Annotated in this window: 11 protein-coding genes; 10 read left to right on the forward strand and 1 reads right to left on the reverse strand. The window is 63.0% G+C overall.

All coding sequences use genetic code 11. The features are described from left to right. Positions 1-7: 7 nt before the first annotated feature. From J3P91_RS15710 to J3P91_RS15750, 9 genes are all read left to right on the forward strand, one after another. The gene (locus J3P91_RS15710) at positions 8-1,039 is read left to right on the forward strand and encodes an alpha/beta fold hydrolase (RefSeq protein ID WP_434600984.1); all 1,032 of its coding nucleotides are present in this window, start codon (positions 8-10) and stop codon (positions 1,037-1,039) included. Positions 1,040-1,051: 12 nt separating this feature from the next. After that, positions 1,052-2,014, forward strand: coding sequence for a D-2-hydroxyacid dehydrogenase family protein (locus J3P91_RS15715; protein ID WP_434600985.1), 963 nt, complete (start codon positions 1,052-1,054; stop codon positions 2,012-2,014). A 613-nt stretch (positions 2,015-2,627) separates the two neighbouring features. Continuing rightward, the gene (gene glgA / locus J3P91_RS15720) at positions 2,628-4,199 is read left to right on the forward strand and encodes a glycogen synthase GlgA (RefSeq protein ID WP_434573798.1); all 1,572 of its coding nucleotides are present in this window, start codon (positions 2,628-2,630) and stop codon (positions 4,197-4,199) included. 8 nt (positions 4,200-4,207) lie between these two features. Next, positions 4,208-6,010: a malto-oligosyltrehalose trehalohydrolase gene (treZ, locus tag J3P91_RS15725; protein ID WP_434600986.1), complete on the forward strand. Its 1,803-nt coding sequence runs from the start codon at positions 4,208-4,210 to the stop codon at positions 6,008-6,010. Continuing rightward, on the forward strand, positions 6,007-8,085 hold the full coding sequence (gene malQ, locus J3P91_RS15730; protein ID WP_434600987.1) for a 4-alpha-glucanotransferase: 2,079 nt from the start codon (positions 6,007-6,009) through the stop codon (positions 8,083-8,085). Before treZ ends, malQ begins: the two co-directional genes overlap by 4 nt. Continuing rightward, a complete protein-coding gene (locus tag J3P91_RS15735; protein WP_434600988.1) occupies positions 8,082-10,868 on the forward strand; it encodes a malto-oligosyltrehalose synthase in 2,787 nt (928 codons plus the stop codon). The genes malQ and J3P91_RS15735 overlap by 4 nt, the downstream gene beginning before the upstream one ends. A gap of 20 nt (positions 10,869-10,888) precedes the next feature. Further along, positions 10,889-11,242, forward strand: coding sequence for a DUF2934 domain-containing protein (locus J3P91_RS15740; protein WP_305500620.1), 354 nt, complete (start codon positions 10,889-10,891; stop codon positions 11,240-11,242). Positions 11,243-11,388: 146 nt separating this feature from the next. Beyond that, complete coding sequence (gene glgX, locus J3P91_RS15745; protein ID WP_434600989.1) at positions 11,389-13,548, forward strand: glycogen debranching protein GlgX; 2,160 nt, start codon at positions 11,389-11,391, stop codon at positions 13,546-13,548. A gap of 246 nt (positions 13,549-13,794) precedes the next feature. Further along, positions 13,795-14,559, forward strand: coding sequence for a PIG-L deacetylase family protein (locus J3P91_RS15750; protein WP_434573788.1), 765 nt, complete (start codon positions 13,795-13,797; stop codon positions 14,557-14,559). 295 nt (positions 14,560-14,854) lie between these two features. On the opposite strand, the gene J3P91_RS15755 is transcribed toward J3P91_RS15750, so the two are convergent. Beyond that, positions 14,855-15,202, reverse strand: coding sequence for a hypothetical protein (locus J3P91_RS15755; protein ID WP_434600990.1), 348 nt, complete (start codon positions 15,200-15,202; stop codon positions 14,855-14,857). Positions 15,203-15,271: 69 nt separating this feature from the next. Here J3P91_RS15755 and J3P91_RS15760 point away from each other — a divergent pair, with 69 nt between their 5' ends. Then, positions 15,272-16,072, forward strand: a complete 801-nt coding sequence (locus J3P91_RS15760; RefSeq protein ID WP_434600991.1) for an endonuclease/exonuclease/phosphatase family protein — start codon at positions 15,272-15,274, stop codon at positions 16,070-16,072. The last annotated feature ends 89 nt before the right edge of the window (positions 16,073-16,161 follow it).

The raw sequence follows: 16,161 nt of genomic DNA on the forward strand, positions 1-16,161 counted from the left end.
ATTGCTCATGTCGCGTTTGACCGCCCGCTGGCTGCCCAGCCTGTTCCTCACCGCTGCCTTGCCAATGCTCGCCCAGGCCGCGAACCCACCTGAAGGCCCGGCCTATGGCCCGCAGCTTGAGGGTTTCGAGTACCCCTATACGCTCAAGCATTTTGCCTTGCAGTCCCAGGGTAAATCGCTGCAGATGGGCTATATGGACGTGCCCGCCCAAGGCAAGGCCAACGGCCGGACGGTGGTGCTGATGCATGGCAAGAATTTCTGCGCCGCCACCTGGGGCGATTCGATCAAGGTGCTCAGTGACGCCGGTTACCGGGTCATCGCCCCGGACCAGATCGGTTTTTGCACGTCGAGCAAGCCGGACCATTACCAGTACAGTTTCCAGCAGTTGGCGATCAACACCCAGGCCCTGCTCAAGGCCCTCGGCGTACAGAAGGCCATCGTGCTGGGCCACTCCACCGGTGGCATGCTTGCCACCCGCTATGCCTTGCAGTTCCCCGACCAGGTCGAACGCCTGGCGATGGTCAACCCCATCGGCCTCGAGGACTGGAAAGCCCTTGGCGTGCCTTACCGCACCGTGGACCAATGGTACGAGCGCGAGCTGAAACTCAGCGCCGAGGGCATTCGCAACTACGAGCGCAACACCTATTACGGCGGACGCTGGAAACCGGAGTTCGAGCGTTGGGTTGACATGCTCGCCGGCTTGAACAAGGGCCCGGGACATACACAAGTGGCGTGGAATTCGGCGCTGATCTACGACATGATCTTCACCCAGCCGGTCTATTACGAGTTCAAGGACCTGAAGGTCCCCACGCTGCTGTTGATCGGGACGTCCGACACCACCGCCATCGGCAGTGACATTGCCCCTCCGGCCGTGAAAGCCCGGCTGGGCCGTTACGAGGTGCTGGGCAAACAGGTCGCCGGACTGATTCCGCAGTCGACCCTGGTGGAATTCCCCAACCTGGGGCACGCGCCGCAAATGGAAGAGCCGGCGCGGTTCCACCAGGCCCTGCTCGGCTGGCTGGACAAACCCATTCCCTGATAGAGGTGTTCCATGGCGGTGCAAATAGCGGTCATCGACGATTGGCAAGACGTCGCCAAGGACGTGGTGGACTGGTCGGTGCTCGATAGCATTGGTGAAGTGGCCTTCCTGCACGATTACCCCGCCGACCGCGACACCCTCGCCGAGCGCCTGCAACGCTTCGACGTCATCTGCGTGATGCGCGAGCGCACCCGCTTCGACGAAGAGCTGCTGCGCCGCCTGCCCAACCTGAAGCTATTGCTGACCGGCGGCATGCGCAACGCCGCCCTCGACCTCAAGGCTGCCGCGACACTTGGCATCCAGGTCTGCGGCACCGAGAGCTACAAGCACGCTGCGCCGGAACTGACCTGGGCGCTGATCATGGCCCTGAGCCGCAATCTTGTACCGGAAGCCAACGCCCTGCGCGCCGGGCTGTGGCAACAGGGCCTGGGCGGTGACTTGCACGGCAAGACCCTGGCGATCCTGGGCCTGGGCAGCATCGGCACGCGCGTGGCGCAGTTCGGCCAGGTGTTCGGCATGCGTGTGATCGCCTGGAGCGAGAACCTGACCGCCGAGCGAGCCGCCGCAGCCGGCGTGCAATACGTGAGCAAACAAGCGCTGTTCGAGCAGGCCGATATCCTCTCGATCCACCTGGTGCTCAGCGAGCGCAGCCGGGGCCTGGTGGACGCCCAGACCCTGGGCTGGATGAAACCCGAGGCGCTGCTGGTCAATACCGCGCGCGGGCCGATTGTCGACGAGGCGGCCCTGATCGACGCACTCCGGCACAAACGCCTGGCAGGCGCCGCGCTGGACGTATTCGCCGAGGAACCGTTGCCGCCCGAGCACCCGTTCCGAACCCTCGACAACGTGTTGGCCACACCTCACGTGGGTTATGTGAGCCGGCAGAATTATCAGCAGTTCTACGGCCAGATGATCGAGGACCTGCAGGCCTGGGCGGCTGGCAAGCCGATCCGGGTACTGACCGCGGCTGATTGAATATCCCCTCCACTGTGGGAGCGAGCTTGCTCGCGATGGCGGTAGATCAGTTGCAGTTGTATGGCTGACACACCGCTATCGCGAGCAAGCTCGCTCCCACATTAGGCATATGAACGGCCTCTTATAGGCCATCAAAACGCCTCCATCCAGCCCGCCCCCTTATGGTGCGAAGCGCTGTTGAACCGCGCACGCGATTGAACCGTCGCGCCCTTCCTACACCCTGAATGTTTCAAACAACCTGCACTTCGTCGGTTCGTATTCCCCTGCTTCGTGTAAGACATTGCCGACAATCGACGTGATTGTCGGACAATTCGACGAACCGAACCGCAGCGCTCTAGCTTCTGACCTAGACTGCCTTTCCGTGGGGAAAACCGACCGGTCATCCGAAGGAAAAAAAGTCGAAACTTTTCACAACGGCGACAGGTCAGGTTAGAGGAAGGGCAACAACTGCTGGAGCATTCCTTGCAACGGCCCCCTCACCTGATTCGCTTCGCCGCATTGGGCAGCGCTTTGCTCTCCTTGCGTAGCGCTCGTGCGCCTGGCCGCAGGATTCGGCCAATGAAACAACAGCTCTGGCGCTTGCCGGAAACAGATCGAGAAATAGGAGTTATTTATGATCAGTGCTGCCTTGGAACCACAGCAAGTCCGCTCTCAATTACCGCCGGCGGCTGAATCGCCGACGGCACCGGTGCTGGCCACCGGAGGCAAGGCACTGCTCCCTGTCGTTCGACAGAACCCCAACCGCAAGAAGATCCTGTTCGTGACCTCGGAAATCGCCGACCTGGTCAAGACCGGTGGCCTGGGCGACGTTTCTTCCGCCCTGCCCCGGGCCATGGCCGGCCTGCATGATGTCCGGGTGCTGATCCCCGGGTATCCGCAAGTCATGAACAGCGGCAATCCGATCCATATCATCGGTGAACTGGGCGGCCACGCAGCGCTGCCGCCGTGCAAGATCGGCCGCATGGACATGGCCGACGGTCTGGTGATCTACGTCCTGATCTGTCCCGAACTGTATGCCCGCGAAGGCTCGCCCTACGGCGCCAACAATGGCCGCGACTGGCCGGACAACCACATCCGCTTCGCCCGCCTGGGCCTGGCCGCAGCCGACATCGCCGCCAACCTGGCGCAGATCCACTGGTGCCCCGACCTGGTCCATGCCCACGACTGGCCGGCCGGCCTGGCCCCCGCCTATATGCACTGGCGCGGCCAACGTACCCCGACCCTGTTCACCATCCACAACCTGGCGTACCAGGGCGTGGTCAGCCTGGCTTCCTGCCCGGAGCTGGGCATCCCGGAGCACGCGCTGCAACAGGAAGGCATGGAGTTCTACGGCAAGCTGTCGTTCCTCAAGGCCGGCATGGCCTATTCCAGCCACATCACCACGGTCAGCGCTACCTACGCCCAGGAAATCACCACCCCGGCGTTCGGCTGCGGGCTTGACGGGTTCCTCGCCGCCAAAACCCAACAAGGCCTGCTCAGCGGGATCCCCAACGGCATTGACGAGAGCTGGGATTCGGCGACCGACTCACATCTCCAGCGCCAGTTCTCCATTGGCGATTGGGAAGGCAAGGCGGTCAACGCTGCCCACGTACGCAACCTGTTCGGCCTGGATGACACCACCGGCCCGCTGTTCGCCGTGGTATCGCGCCTGGTGTATCAGAAAGGCCTGGACCTGACCGAGGCCGTCGCCGAATTCATCGTCGAGTCCGGCGGGCAGATCGCGATCATTGGCCGCGGCGAACCGGAAGAAGAACAGGCCATGCGTGAACTGGCGCTGCGCTTCCCCGGCAAGATCGGCGTGCGCATCGGCTTCAACGAAACCGATGCCCGGCGGATGTTCGCTGGCAGCGATTTCCTGCTGATGCCATCGCGCTACGAGCCGTGCGGCTTGAGCCAGATGTACGCCCAGCGCTTCGGCTCGCTGCCGGTGGCGCGCAATACCGGCGGCCTGGCGGACACCATCGAGGATGGCATCACCGGGTTCCTGTTCGACGAATCCACCGTGGAAAGCTACAAGCAGGCCCTGAGCCGGGCTTTCAAGGTATTCGAGTTTCCCGAGTTGCTCAATGCCATGCGTTGCCGGGCGATGTCGGCCCCCTTCAACTGGTCCAAGGCCGTAGAGCCCTATGCCGAACTTTATGAACAACTGGTAGCTAAATCGCTGGGAAAATCGGCCAGACAATGAGGTAACCGATGCCGTCAAGGACGCCTGAAACCTGGACCCACGGCGCGGTCTTGCTCGATTCCGAGCACACCCGCTTCGCGCTATGGGCCCCGGATGCCTTTTACGTCAGTGTCGAACTCGACACTGGAGAATCCATACCGATGCTGCCTCAGGCCAACGGCTGGTTCATGATCCAGGCCCGTTGCCCCGCTGGCACTCGTTACCGCTTCAACATCGATGGCGAGCTGGAGGTGCCCGATCCAGCCTCCCGCGCCCAGGACGGTGATATCGATCGCCACAGCGTGGTGGTCGACCCTCACGCCTACCAATGGCGACACACCAGCTGGTCCGGTCGCCCCTGGTACGACGCGGTCATTTACGAACTGCACGTTGGCGCCCTCGGTGGCTTCGAAGGCGTCGAGCAGCAACTGGCACGCCTGGCCGGGCTTGGCGTGACCGCCATCGAACTGATGCCCCTGGCGCAGTTTCCCGGCGATCGCAACTGGGGCTACGACGGTGTATTGCCCTACGCTCCCCAGGCCTCCTATGGCACGCCGGACCAGCTCAAGCATCTGATCGACAGCGCCCATGGTCATGGCTTGGCGGTCATTATCGATGTGGTCTACAACCACTTCGGCCCCGATGGCAACTACCTGCACCGCTACGCCAAGGGTTTCTTTCGCGAAGACAAGCACACACCCTGGGGCGCAGCGATCGACTTCCGGCGCCGCGAGGTCCGCGATTTCTTCATCGAAAACGCCCTGATGTGGTTGCTCGAATACCGTTTCGACGGCCTGCGCCTGGACGCCGTGCATGCGATCGAAGACCCGGACTTCCTCCAGGAGCTCGCCACCACGGTGCGCCAACAGGTCGACCCGACGCGCTACGTCTGGTTGACCGTCGAGAACGAACACAACCAGGCCAGCCTGCTGGAGCACGGCTACGATGCCCAGTGGAACGATGACGGGCACAACGCCTTGCACGTGCTGCTGACCGGCGAGACCGATGCCTATTACGCCGACTATGCCGAGCAGACCACGGAAAAGCTGGCGCGCTGCCTGAGCCAGGGGTTTGTTTTCCAGGGCCATACCAACCGCCACGGTGAATCCCGCGGCGAGCCCAGCGGCCACCTGCCGCCCAGCGCTTTCGTCTTGTTCCTGCAAAACCACGACCAGATCGGCAACCGGGCCTTGGGCGAGCGCCTGCACCAGCTGGCCCCGCCACAGGCGCTGCAAGCCGCGACCGCCTTGTTACTGCTGTCACCGATGATCCCGCTGATGTTCATGGGCGATGAAGTGGTCGCCGAACAACCGTTCCTGTTTTTCACCAGCCACCATGGCGAACTGGCGGAGTTGGTGCGCGAAGGTCGACGCAACGAGTTCAAGGCCTTTGCAGCCTTTGCCGACCCCGAGAAACGCGAGCGGATTCCCGACCCGAACGCGGCCGGCACGTTCGACGCTTCACGGCCCAACCTGGAAGCCCATCAACCGGAACAACTGGCCTGCGAAACCCTGTATCGCCAGTTATTGAAGATCCGCCGTGAGGAAATCGTCCCGCGCCTGCCCGCCGCCCATGCCCTGGGCGCGGATGTGCTGGGCCATGGCGCCGTCAGCGCGCGCTGGCAGATGGGCGACGGCAGCGTGTTGCGCATCGACCTGAACCTCAGCGACAAACCGGTCGGACACAGCGCACCGCAAGATGCGCAGATTCTTTTCGAACATCCATCGCAGGCCATGGGTCTGTTGCAACAAGGGGTCCTCACGCCCCACAGCGCGCTGGTCAGTCTGACGCAAGCGACAACCTTGCCCAATATCACTGGAGAGCGCCTATGAGCGATGCGCAACTGGAAATCCTCGCTGGCCGAGCGGGCCTGGCGGTGGACTGGATCGATGCCAATGGCCGGGCCCAGAAAGTTACACCCGCGGTGTTGCGCTCGGTCCTCACCGGCCTGGGGCATCCCGCCGGCACTGCCCAGGAAATCGACGCCAGCCTGTTGCAGTTGCAGGAAGACCAACAGAACCACCGCCTGCCGCCGCTGCTTACCGCAGACGCAGGCGTGAATGTCGACCTGAGCCGCTATTTCGAACCCGCGACCCCGTGCGAGATCCAGCTTGAAGATGGCGCGACGCTGAATCTGAAACTTGACGCCGACGCGACGCTCCCGGGGATCGTCCCGGTGGGCTATCAGCAGGTCAGCATCCAGGGCCAGCATTTCACCCTGGCGGTGGCGCCCGCCCGTTGCTACAGCGTGGCGGATGCGGTGGACGACCCGATCCCCAGGGTCTGGGGCCTGAGCGCGCAACTCTATTCCCTGCGCCGCCCCGGCGATGGCGGCTTCGGCGACACCCAGGCCCTGGAAGAACTGGCCCGGGTGGCCGGCGAACGTGGTGCCGACGCCCTGGCCATCAGTCCGATGCATGCGATGTTCAGCAGCGATACCGGGCGCTACAGCCCATATTCGCCCTCCAGCCGGCTTTTTCTCAACAGCCTGTACGCCGCGCCCGGCACCATCCTTGGCGAGCGTGCGTTGCGCACGGCCATCGACGCCACCGGCTTGACCAACCAGTTGCGCAGCCTCGAAGAGCAGCCGCTGATCGACTGGCCGGTGGCTGCCGAAGCCAAGCAGCGGGTTCTTCGCGCGCTGTACGAGGGCTTCAGCCAGGGCGAACATCCGCTGCATGAGGATTTCAGCAGTTTCCGCCACAGCAGCGGCGAGGCCCTGGAAAACCATTGCCGCTTCGAAGCCCTCCAGGCCGATCGCGCCGCTCGGGGCGAAAGCCTCGACTGGCGCCAGTGGCCGCAAGAATGGCGCGATCCGCGCAGCGCCGCGCTGGCCCGTTTCGCCGAAGAGAACGCAGATGAAATCGGCTTCTACGCCTTCTGCCAATGGTTGATTGCCCGCTGCCTGGAGCGTGCCCAGAGCGCGGCGAAGTCCAGTGGAATGGGCATCGGCCTGATCGCCGATCTCGCCGTGGGCGCTGATGGTGCCGGCAGTCAGGCCTGGAGCCGCCAGGATGAATTGCTCGCCTCGCTCACCGTCGGCGCACCGCCGGACATCCTCAACCGCTCCGGCCAGGGCTGGGGTATCTCGGCGTTCTCGCCAGAGGGGCTGGTACGCAACGGTTTCCGCGCGTTCATAGAAATGTTGCGGGCCAATTTCGCCCACGCCGGCGGCTTGCGCATCGACCACATCATGGGTCTGCAACGATTGTGGGTGATCCCCAACGACGCCCCGCCCACCGATGGCGCCTACCTCTATTACCCGATCGATGATCTGCTGCGGCTGCTGGCCCTGGAATCCCATCGCCACCGGGCCATCGTGCTCGGCGAGGACCTTGGCACCGTGCCCGAAGGCCTGCGGGAAAAACTCGCGGCCCGCGCCATCCTCGGCATGCGTGTGCTGTTGTTCGAACAGGACAATACCCACTTCAAGCCGATCCTCGATTGGCCGGATGACGCCCTGGCCACCACCAGTACCCATGACCTGCCGACCCTGAACGGTTGGTGGCACGGTCACGACATCGACTGGAACGCCCGGCTGGACCTGATCGACTCCCACACCGAGATGGACTGGCGCCGGCACCGCCAACGCGAGCGTGACGGGTTACGCAATGCATTGAACCAGGACCCGCAGAATTTTCGCGAAGAACACCGCGAAACCGACCAGGTGCTGGACGCCAGCGTGCGCTTCCTCGGCCATACCCGCGCGCCGCTGGTGCTGCTGCCCCTGGAAGATGCCCTGGGTATCGACGAACAGGCCAACCTGCCCGGCACCACCGACACCCACCCCAACTGGCGGCGGCGCCTGGCTTTGGAAAGCCGCGCGCTGCTGGATGACCCGGACGCCGCACGGCGTCTGGAAATACTCGCCTGTGCGAGACTTCAGGCGAACGAGCGTGACCGATGAACCAGACACTGATCCAACCGCTGCAGGCCACCTTGCGCCTGCAATTTCATAAAGGCTTCACCCTCGACGATGCGGTAGCGCAAGTGCCCTATTTCGCAGCGCTGGGCATCAGCCACATCTATGCGTCTCCCCTGCTCAAGGCACGGGCCGGGTCCATGCACGGCTACGACGTGGTCGACCCGACCCAGGTCAACCCGGAGCTCGGCGGAGAGGCTGCGCTAAAGCGCCTGGTCGCCACTTTGCGTGAGCACCGGATGGGCCTGATTCTCGACATCGTGTCCAACCACATGGCCGTTGGCGGCAACGACAACCCCTGGTGGCTGGACCTGCTGGAGTGGGGACGCTTGAGCCCTTATGGCGAATTCTTCGATATCCAGTGGCATTCCCCCGACCCGCTGATGGAAGGCCAGCTGCTGTTGCCATTCCTGGGCAGCGACTATGGCGTGGCGCTGCAGGAAGGCACGTTGAAACTGCGTTTTGATTCCGCGCAAGGCAGCTTCCATGTCGAGCATTACGAGCACCGTTTCCCTATCTGCCCGATGCAATACGGTGAGCTGCTCAAGCCTGCGGACGCTCTGGAGCCCGAGCAGGTCGACGCGCTCAAGGCGCTGGCCGAGCGCTTCACCACGCTGAACTACCAGACCGACGCCCACTCCCTCGCCCGCCCGCTCCAGCAAGAGCTGCGCGACCTTGCCAAACAAACGAACATCCTCAGCGCCATCGAAGACAACCTGCGCGGCTACGATTCCACCGAGCCCGCGGGGTTCGAGCGCCTGCACCAACTGCTCGAGCGCCAGAGCTACCGGCTCGCCAGCTGGCGCACGGCGGCGGACGATATCAACTGGCGGCGCTTCTTTGATGTCAACGAACTGGGCGGCCTGCGGGTCGAGCGTCCGGCGGTGTTCGAGGCGACCCACGCCAAGATCTTCGAGCTGATCGCCGCGGGGCTGGTGGACGGCCTGCGGATCGACCACATCGACGGCCTGGCCGACCCTCGCGGTTACTGCCGCAAGCTGCGCCGTCGCGTGGACTCGCTTTCGCCCTCGCGGCACCTGCCGATTTTCGTCGAGAAAATCCTCGGCGACGGCGAAACCCTGCGCCGCGACTGGACCATCGATGGCAGCACCGGTTACGAGTTCATGAACCAGATTTCGCTGTTGCAACACGACCCGGCCGGCGCCGAGCCCCTCGCCGAGTTCTGGAGCCGGCACAGCGAGCGCCCGGCGCACTTCATCGAAGAGGCCCGCCTGGCCCGCCAGCAGATTCTCAACGGCTCCCTCGCCGGGGATTTCGAAAGCGTGGCACAGGCCCTGCTGCAAGTCGCGCGGGACGATGTGATGACCCGCGATTTGACTCTGGGGGCGATTCGTCGGGCGTTGCAGGAGTTGATCGTGCATTTCCCGGTGTATCGCACGTACATCAATCCTTTGGGGCGCTCCGCCGAGGATGAAGTGTTTTTCCAGAAAGCGCTGGAAGGCGCCCGGCAGACCCTGAGCGAAGCCGATTGGCCGGTGCTCGACTGCCTGGCCGACTGGCTCGGTGGCATGCCGTGGCGCAGGCGGCCTCGCGGCAGTGAGCGCAAACGCCTGCGCCATGCCTGCGTACGCTTCCAGCAACTGACCTCGCCGGCAGCGGCCAAGGCTGTCGAGGACACCGCACTGTATCGCTCGGCGGTACTGCTTTCACGCAATGACGTGGGCTACAACACCGAGCGCTTCAGTGCCCCGGCCGAGGAATTCCATGAAGCGTGCCGGGAACGGCTCGAACACTTTCCCGACAACCTCGTCACCACCGCGACCCACGACCACAAGCGCGGCGAAGACACCCGAGCCCGGCTGGCAGTGATCAGCGAACGCCCGGATTGGTACACCGCGTGCGTGGAGCAATGGCGCATCCTCTCGCCGTCCCTGCACAGCGACCCGGCGGCCCCATCGGCCGGTGATGAACTGATCCTCTACCAGGCCCTGCTCGGCAGCTGGCCGCTGGACCTCGACCTGCAGGACCCCAAAGCCTTGGCCGAATACAGCGAACGCCTGTGGCAATGGCAACGCAAGGCCCTGCGCGAAGCCAAGCTGCAAAGCAGCTGGGCGGCGGTCAACGATGCCTATGAGCAAGCCACCCAGATGTTCCTTGAGCGGTTGCTGCTGTGCGACGAGGGCCTGCCGTTGCGCAGCGCCATCGCCGAGGCGGTCCAGGCCATCGCTCCGGCGGGCGCTCTCAACAGTCTGGCGCAAACCTTGCTGCGCATGACCGTACCCGGCGTCCCGGACCTGTACCAGGGCAACGAGTTCTGGGATTTCAGCCTGGTGGATCCGGACAACCGTCGCCCGGTGGATTTTAATGCTCGCCGTGAGGCGATACAGGGCGACAGCTCACCGGCGACGCTGGTACGCGACTGGCGCGACGGTCGGGTCAAGCAGGCACTGATAGCGCGGACGCTGGCCTTGCGCGCCGAATACCCGCAGCTGTTTCGCCAAGGCAGCTATCAACCGCTGCCGGTGCTTGGCGAACACGCCGGGCGGGTGCTGGCATTCATGCGCGAATACCAGCAGCAGCGGGCGATTGTGGTGGTCCCGGTGCACGCCGCCCGCCTGCTGGAAAACGGTGCCTTGCCCCACGTGGCTGCATCGGACTGGGGCGATACCCGGGTGTCGTTACCGTTCGCCGCCGAGGATGGAAAACTGAAGGGACTTTTTGCAAGCGCAGCAGTCACACCCCAAAGGGAGCTGATGGTCAGCGCCGCGCTGGGGGATTTCCCGGTCAATGTCTTTATTGAATCTTGAGTTTAGTCAGGAGCACTGCGATGAGTACCGACGATAAACGCATTCGTGAATTTGCCTATCAGATCTGGGAGTCGGAGGGTAAGCCCGCCGGGCAGGAAAAACGTCACTGGGAAATGGCGCGCAAACTGGCTGAAGCCGAGGCACTGGCGCCTAGCAAGCCGCCAAAAGCAGCGAGCAAGACCGCCGCCAGCAAGACTGACGGCACCAAGCCGGCACCCGCCAAGAGCGCTGCGACCAAGACCGCTGCGAAGAACACCACGCCCAAGGCCAAGCCTGCGGCCAAACCCTCCGCGGCGACCGCCGCGGTGGTCCCGCCCGCCGACAAGGCTGCCGCGAAGAAGCCACGAGCGGTGCGCAAACCACCGGCGGTCTGATCCAGCGAACTCATCGTTCTCAAGCCTGTGCTCCTTCCAACGAAGGGGCCTGCCTGTGGCATGGCGCTTTATCGTCTCGCCACAAGCGCAAGGCACGCAGTCCTGCGTGCGTCGCATCACCGAATCTGTCTTTTGCAGGAGCAACTATGACCCGTCCAAAAAAAACCACGCCGCCGCCGGTTATCGAGGCTTCGCGGATTCGTGAAGGGCTGCCGTTTCCGCTTGGCGCGACCTGGGATGGCCTGGGGGTCAATTTCGCGTTGTTCTCAGCCAACGCCACCAAGGTCGAACTGTGTATTTTTGATGACACCGGCGAAGTCGAACTCGAACGCATCGAGTTGCCGGAGTACACCGACGAGATCTACCACGGCTATCTGCCCGATGCCCATCCGGGGCTGATCTATGGCTACCGTGTCTATGGTCCTTACGATCCGGAGAATGGCCACCGCTTCAACCCCAACAAACTGCTGATCGATCCCTACGCGAAACAGCTGGTGGGAGAACTGAAATGGTCCGAGGCCTTGTTCGGCTACACCATTGGTCACCCCGACGGCGACCTCAGTTTCGATGAACGCGACAGCGCCCCTTTCGTGCCCAAGTGCAAGGTCATCGACCCGGCCCACACCTGGGGCAACGACCATCGCGTCAGCGTGCCGTGGGACAAGACCATCCTCTACGAGACCCATGTGCGCGGCATCACCATGCGCCATCCCGCAGTGCCTGAGAACCTGCGTGGCACCTTCGGCGGCCTGATGGTCGACGATGTACTCGAACATATCCGCAAGCTGGGGGTTTCTTCGGTCGAACTGATGCCCGTTCATGCGTTCGTCAATGACCAGCACCTGCTGCACAAAGGCATGACCAATTACTGGGGCTACAACAGCATCGCCTTTTTCGCCCCGGACCCGCGTTACCTGGCCAGCGGCAAGATCGCCGAGTTCAAGGAAATGGTCGCGCACATGCACGAGGCCAATCTTGAAGTGATCCTCGACGTGGTCTACAACCACACCGCCGAGGGCAACGAACAGGGCCCGACCCTGTCCATGCGCGGGATCGACAATGCCTCGTACTACCGGCTCATGCCCGACGACAAGCGCTATTACATCAACGACTCGGGCACCGGCAACACCCTCGATCTGAGCCACCCGTGTGTGCTGCAGATGGTCACTGACTCCCTGCGCTACTGGGCCACCGAAATGCACGTCGATGGCTTCCGCTTCGACCTGGCGACGATCCTGGGTCGCTACCATGACGGTTTCGATGAACGCCACAGCTTCCTCGTCGCCTGTCGCCAGGATCCGGTGCTGCGCCAGGTGAAACTGATCGCCGAGCCTTGGGATTGCGGGCCTGGAGGTTACCAGGTCGGAGGGTTCCCGCCGGGGTGGGTCGAATGGAACGACAAATTCCGCGATACCGTGCGCGCCTTCTGGAAAGGCGACGACGGCCAACTCGCCGACTTCGCCAGCCGCATGACCGCTTCGGGCGAAATGTTCAACCAGCGCGGTCGACGCCCTTATGCCTCGGTGAACTTCGTCACCGCCCACGACGGTTTTACCTTGCACGACCTGGTGTCGTACAACGACAAGCACAACGAAGCCAACGACGAAAACAACCAGGACGGCAGCAACAACAACCTGTCCTGGAACCATGGCGTCGAAGGTCCGACGGATGATCCCGAGATCAACGCGCTGCGCCACCGGCAGATGCGTAACTTCTTCGCAACGCTGTTGCTCGCCCAAGGCACGCCAATGATTGTCGCGGGCGACGAGTTCGCCCGCACCCAGCATGGCAACAACAATGCCTACTGCCAGGACAGCGAGATCGGCTGGGTCAACTGGGACCTGAGCGAGGATGGCGCGGCGCTGCTCAAGTTCGTCAAGCGCCTGATCAAGCTGCGTCTGACTTACCCGATCCTGCGGCGCGGACGCTTCCTGGTGGGCAATTACAACGAGGACATCGGCGTCAAGGATGTCACCTGGTTGGCCCCGGATGGCAACGAGATGACCGTTGAACACTGGCAGGACGGCCAGAACCGCTGCCTGGGCATGCTGATGGACGGGCGCGCCCAGGAAACCGGTATCCGCCGCAAAGGGGGCGACGCTACCTTGTTGCTGGTGGTCAACGCACACCATGACATCGTCAATTTCCGCTTGCCGGAGGTGCCGGAAGGCAGTTTCTGGACATGCATGGTGGACACCAACCAGCCGACGGTGCGCGGCCAGGAGCGCTTCGATTTTGATGCCGAATACTCCGTGACCGGCCGCTCGTTGCTGTTGTTCGAGCTGCAACGCGACGAAGAGGAATAAGACGGCAAATCGACAAAACCGCAGGGACGCGGTTTTTCTGGTCGCTCACACGACGCAGTTCGAACAAAAAAAAGCGGTTCAGATACGCAATCTGACGCGACGAAACCGCCAGCATAGTCAATACTTCCCGTACGGCGGTTCCAGGACTCGGAGCGCCGCGAATCACAGTCAGCCCTGCGGGGCGACGCCGGGCAGTCGGTCCGGTGCATGACTGAACGATTGAACAGCACAAGGACGTAGCCTCATATGAAACCCGCCTCCCGCTTGCAAGGCCGGCAGCATCCCCAGATATGGAACAGCGCGCCGCAACTGGCCGACATTCCCATCATCAGCACCCAGACACTCATACCCGCCGGCTCCCGCGCGGTCATCCTTGCCCCGCACCCGGGCGACGAGGTCGGTGCCTGCGGCGGACTGCTCCAGTTGTTGAGCAACCTGGACCATCCCATGCTACTGATCTCCGTCACCGACGGCAGCCTCGGCCATCCGGGTTCGCCATTATGGAACGATGAGCGGCTGCGCACGTTCCGCCCCCACCCTCAGGAAAGCGTCGACGCCCTGCATCGCCTGGGTGTGCCTCCCAACGGCCTGCAATGGGTGCGCGGCGGCTTTCCAGAAAAGAGCCTGGCCGAGCACGAGGAGCCACTGGCCGCGTTCATCGGTCATCATCTTCGTCCCGGTGATGTGATATTCAGCACCTGGCGCCAGGACGGCGACAGCGATCACGACACTGTCGGACGCGCCGGGGCCCAGGCAGCCGAAGCGATCGGCGCGGTGTTCAACGAACTGCCGGTATGGGCGTGGCATTGGCCCGTCCGCGAACAGAAGAGGATCCCCTGGCATCGGGCTCGCAAACTGCGTCTGGATGTCTGGACCACCGCTCGCAAGCGCCACGCCATGCATGCCTACTCCAGCCAGCTCAACGGTGAACCCGCCAACGGTATCGCGCCGCTGGTACCGCGGGTGATTCTCGACCGCATGGGCATGCCGTACGAAATCGTTTTCATCTGATCAGTTCCCCGTCCTGTGGCTAGGGCCTGTTTATCCCGGGCACCACAACCTTGTGGGAGCGAGCTTGCTCGCGATGACGGGCTGACGGCTGCGGGGATTGTTGGGTACATATCCTTTGCTGCGGTAATGGCCACTTAGGGTTCCGCCCTTACGGCGGGTCACTTTTGGAAAGAGCGCCAAAAGTAACCAAAAACGCTCTGCCCCACCACTCGGCACCTCGCCAAGGCTCGGTGTGCCCTCACTCCGGCATTGCTCCGTGGGCCCGCCGCGAAGGGCCATCCATGGCCCAGCGCGGCTAACCCGGCATCCATGCCGGGTTGCCCACTGCGCAATGCCTGCGTTCGGCCAGCGTGGTTAACGGGGCGTTCCAGATCAAGATCAGATCAAGATCAAGATCAAGATCAAGATCAAGATCAAGATCAAGATCAAGATCAAGATCAAGATCAAGATCAAGATCAAGATCAAGATCAAGGTCTAAAGCGATGCTCCTGATGGCGCAGCTCCACTGTGGGTGCGAGCCTGCTCGCGAAGAGGCCAGTCCATTCAGCATCTTCATCGCCTGAAACACCGCCATCGCGCGCAGGCTCGCTCCTACAGGATTTTGTGTTGTGCCTGGGTGCTCCGGATGGCCCGGACTCGACATTCAACAAATCCGGAACTGCCGCAGCCGTCGTCAGTCGCATGAACACATACGTCTGATTCAGGAGTGAACGTGACTGGCGATTCCAACTGGCAGGCCGAGCAACCCGCGGCGGTGGGTGCATCTGCGGCGGTTCATCGGCTGCGGGTCCTGACGGTCAATACGCATAAGGGGTTTACCGCCCTCAACCGCCGCTTCATCCTGCCCGAACTGCGCGAAGCGGTACGCAGCACGGGGGCCGACCTGGTATTTCTCCAGGAAGTGCTGGGTGAACACGACCGCCACGCGTCACGCTATGACAATTGGCCCCAGACCTCGCAGTACGAGTTCCTCGCCGACAGCATGTGGAGCGATTTCGCCTATGGCCGGAATGCGGTCTACCCCGACGGCCACCATGGCAATGCCCTGCTCTCGAAATATCCGATCCGCCAGTTCCGCAATCTGGACGTGTCCATCACCGGCCCGGAGCGGCGCGGATTGCTGCACTGTGTACTGGACGTGCCAGGGCACGCGGAAGTCCATGGGATCTGCGTTCACCTGAGCCTGCTCGAAAGCCATCGCCAACTGCAGCTTCAATTGCTCTGCAAGCTACTCGATTCGCTGCCCGAAAACGCGCCCGTCATCATTGCGGGGGATTTCAATGACTGGCAGCTGCGCGGCAACACCACCCTCGCCCGCCGCCGCTACCTGCACGAAGCCTTCGAACACCACCATGGCCGCCCGGCCAGGACCTATCCGGCGCGTTTTCCCCTGCTGCGCCTGGACCGGATCTATCTGCGCAACGCTACCAGCCATGCTCCGCAGATTCTCGGCAACCGACCTTGGACACACCTGAGCGACCATTTGCCGCTGTCGGTGGAGGTGCACCTGTAGCCGCGGTCACCGACGCTGACCTGTAAGATCTGACAGTAGCGCCCCTCATCACCCGTTGTTAGCGTGCCCCACATACAGCAAGCGTTGCG

It is taken from the genome of Pseudomonas sp. Z4-7 (genome assembly GCF_051131965.1).
In the GTDB taxonomy this organism is placed as follows: domain Bacteria; phylum Pseudomonadota; class Gammaproteobacteria; order Pseudomonadales; family Pseudomonadaceae; genus Aquipseudomonas.

Excerpts from the sequence above, each read along its gene's own strand:
- treZ (WP_434600986.1), top strand. The coding sequence starts at position 4,208 with ATGCCGTCAAGGACGCCTGAAACCTGGACCCACGGCGCGGTCTTGCTC.
- J3P91_RS15710 (WP_434600984.1), top strand. The coding sequence starts at position 8 with ATGTCGCGTTTGACCGCCCGCTGGCTGCCCAGCCTGTTCCTCACCGCT.
- J3P91_RS15715 (WP_434600985.1), top strand. The coding sequence starts at position 1,052 with ATGGCGGTGCAAATAGCGGTCATCGACGATTGGCAAGACGTCGCCAAG.
- malQ (WP_434600987.1), top strand. The coding sequence starts at position 6,007 with ATGAGCGATGCGCAACTGGAAATCCTCGCTGGCCGAGCGGGCCTGGCG.
- glgX (WP_434600989.1), top strand. The coding sequence starts at position 11,389 with ATGACCCGTCCAAAAAAAACCACGCCGCCGCCGGTTATCGAGGCTTCG.
- J3P91_RS15750 (WP_434573788.1), top strand. The coding sequence starts at position 13,795 with ATGAAACCCGCCTCCCGCTTGCAAGGCCGGCAGCATCCCCAGATATGG.
- J3P91_RS15740 (WP_305500620.1), top strand. The coding sequence starts at position 10,889 with ATGAGTACCGACGATAAACGCATTCGTGAATTTGCCTATCAGATCTGG.
- J3P91_RS15735 (WP_434600988.1), top strand. The coding sequence starts at position 8,082 with ATGAACCAGACACTGATCCAACCGCTGCAGGCCACCTTGCGCCTGCAA.
- glgA (WP_434573798.1), top strand. The coding sequence starts at position 2,628 with ATGATCAGTGCTGCCTTGGAACCACAGCAAGTCCGCTCTCAATTACCG.
- J3P91_RS15755 (WP_434600990.1), bottom strand. The coding sequence starts at position 15,202 with ATGTCGAGTCCGGGCCATCCGGAGCACCCAGGCACAACACAAAATCCT.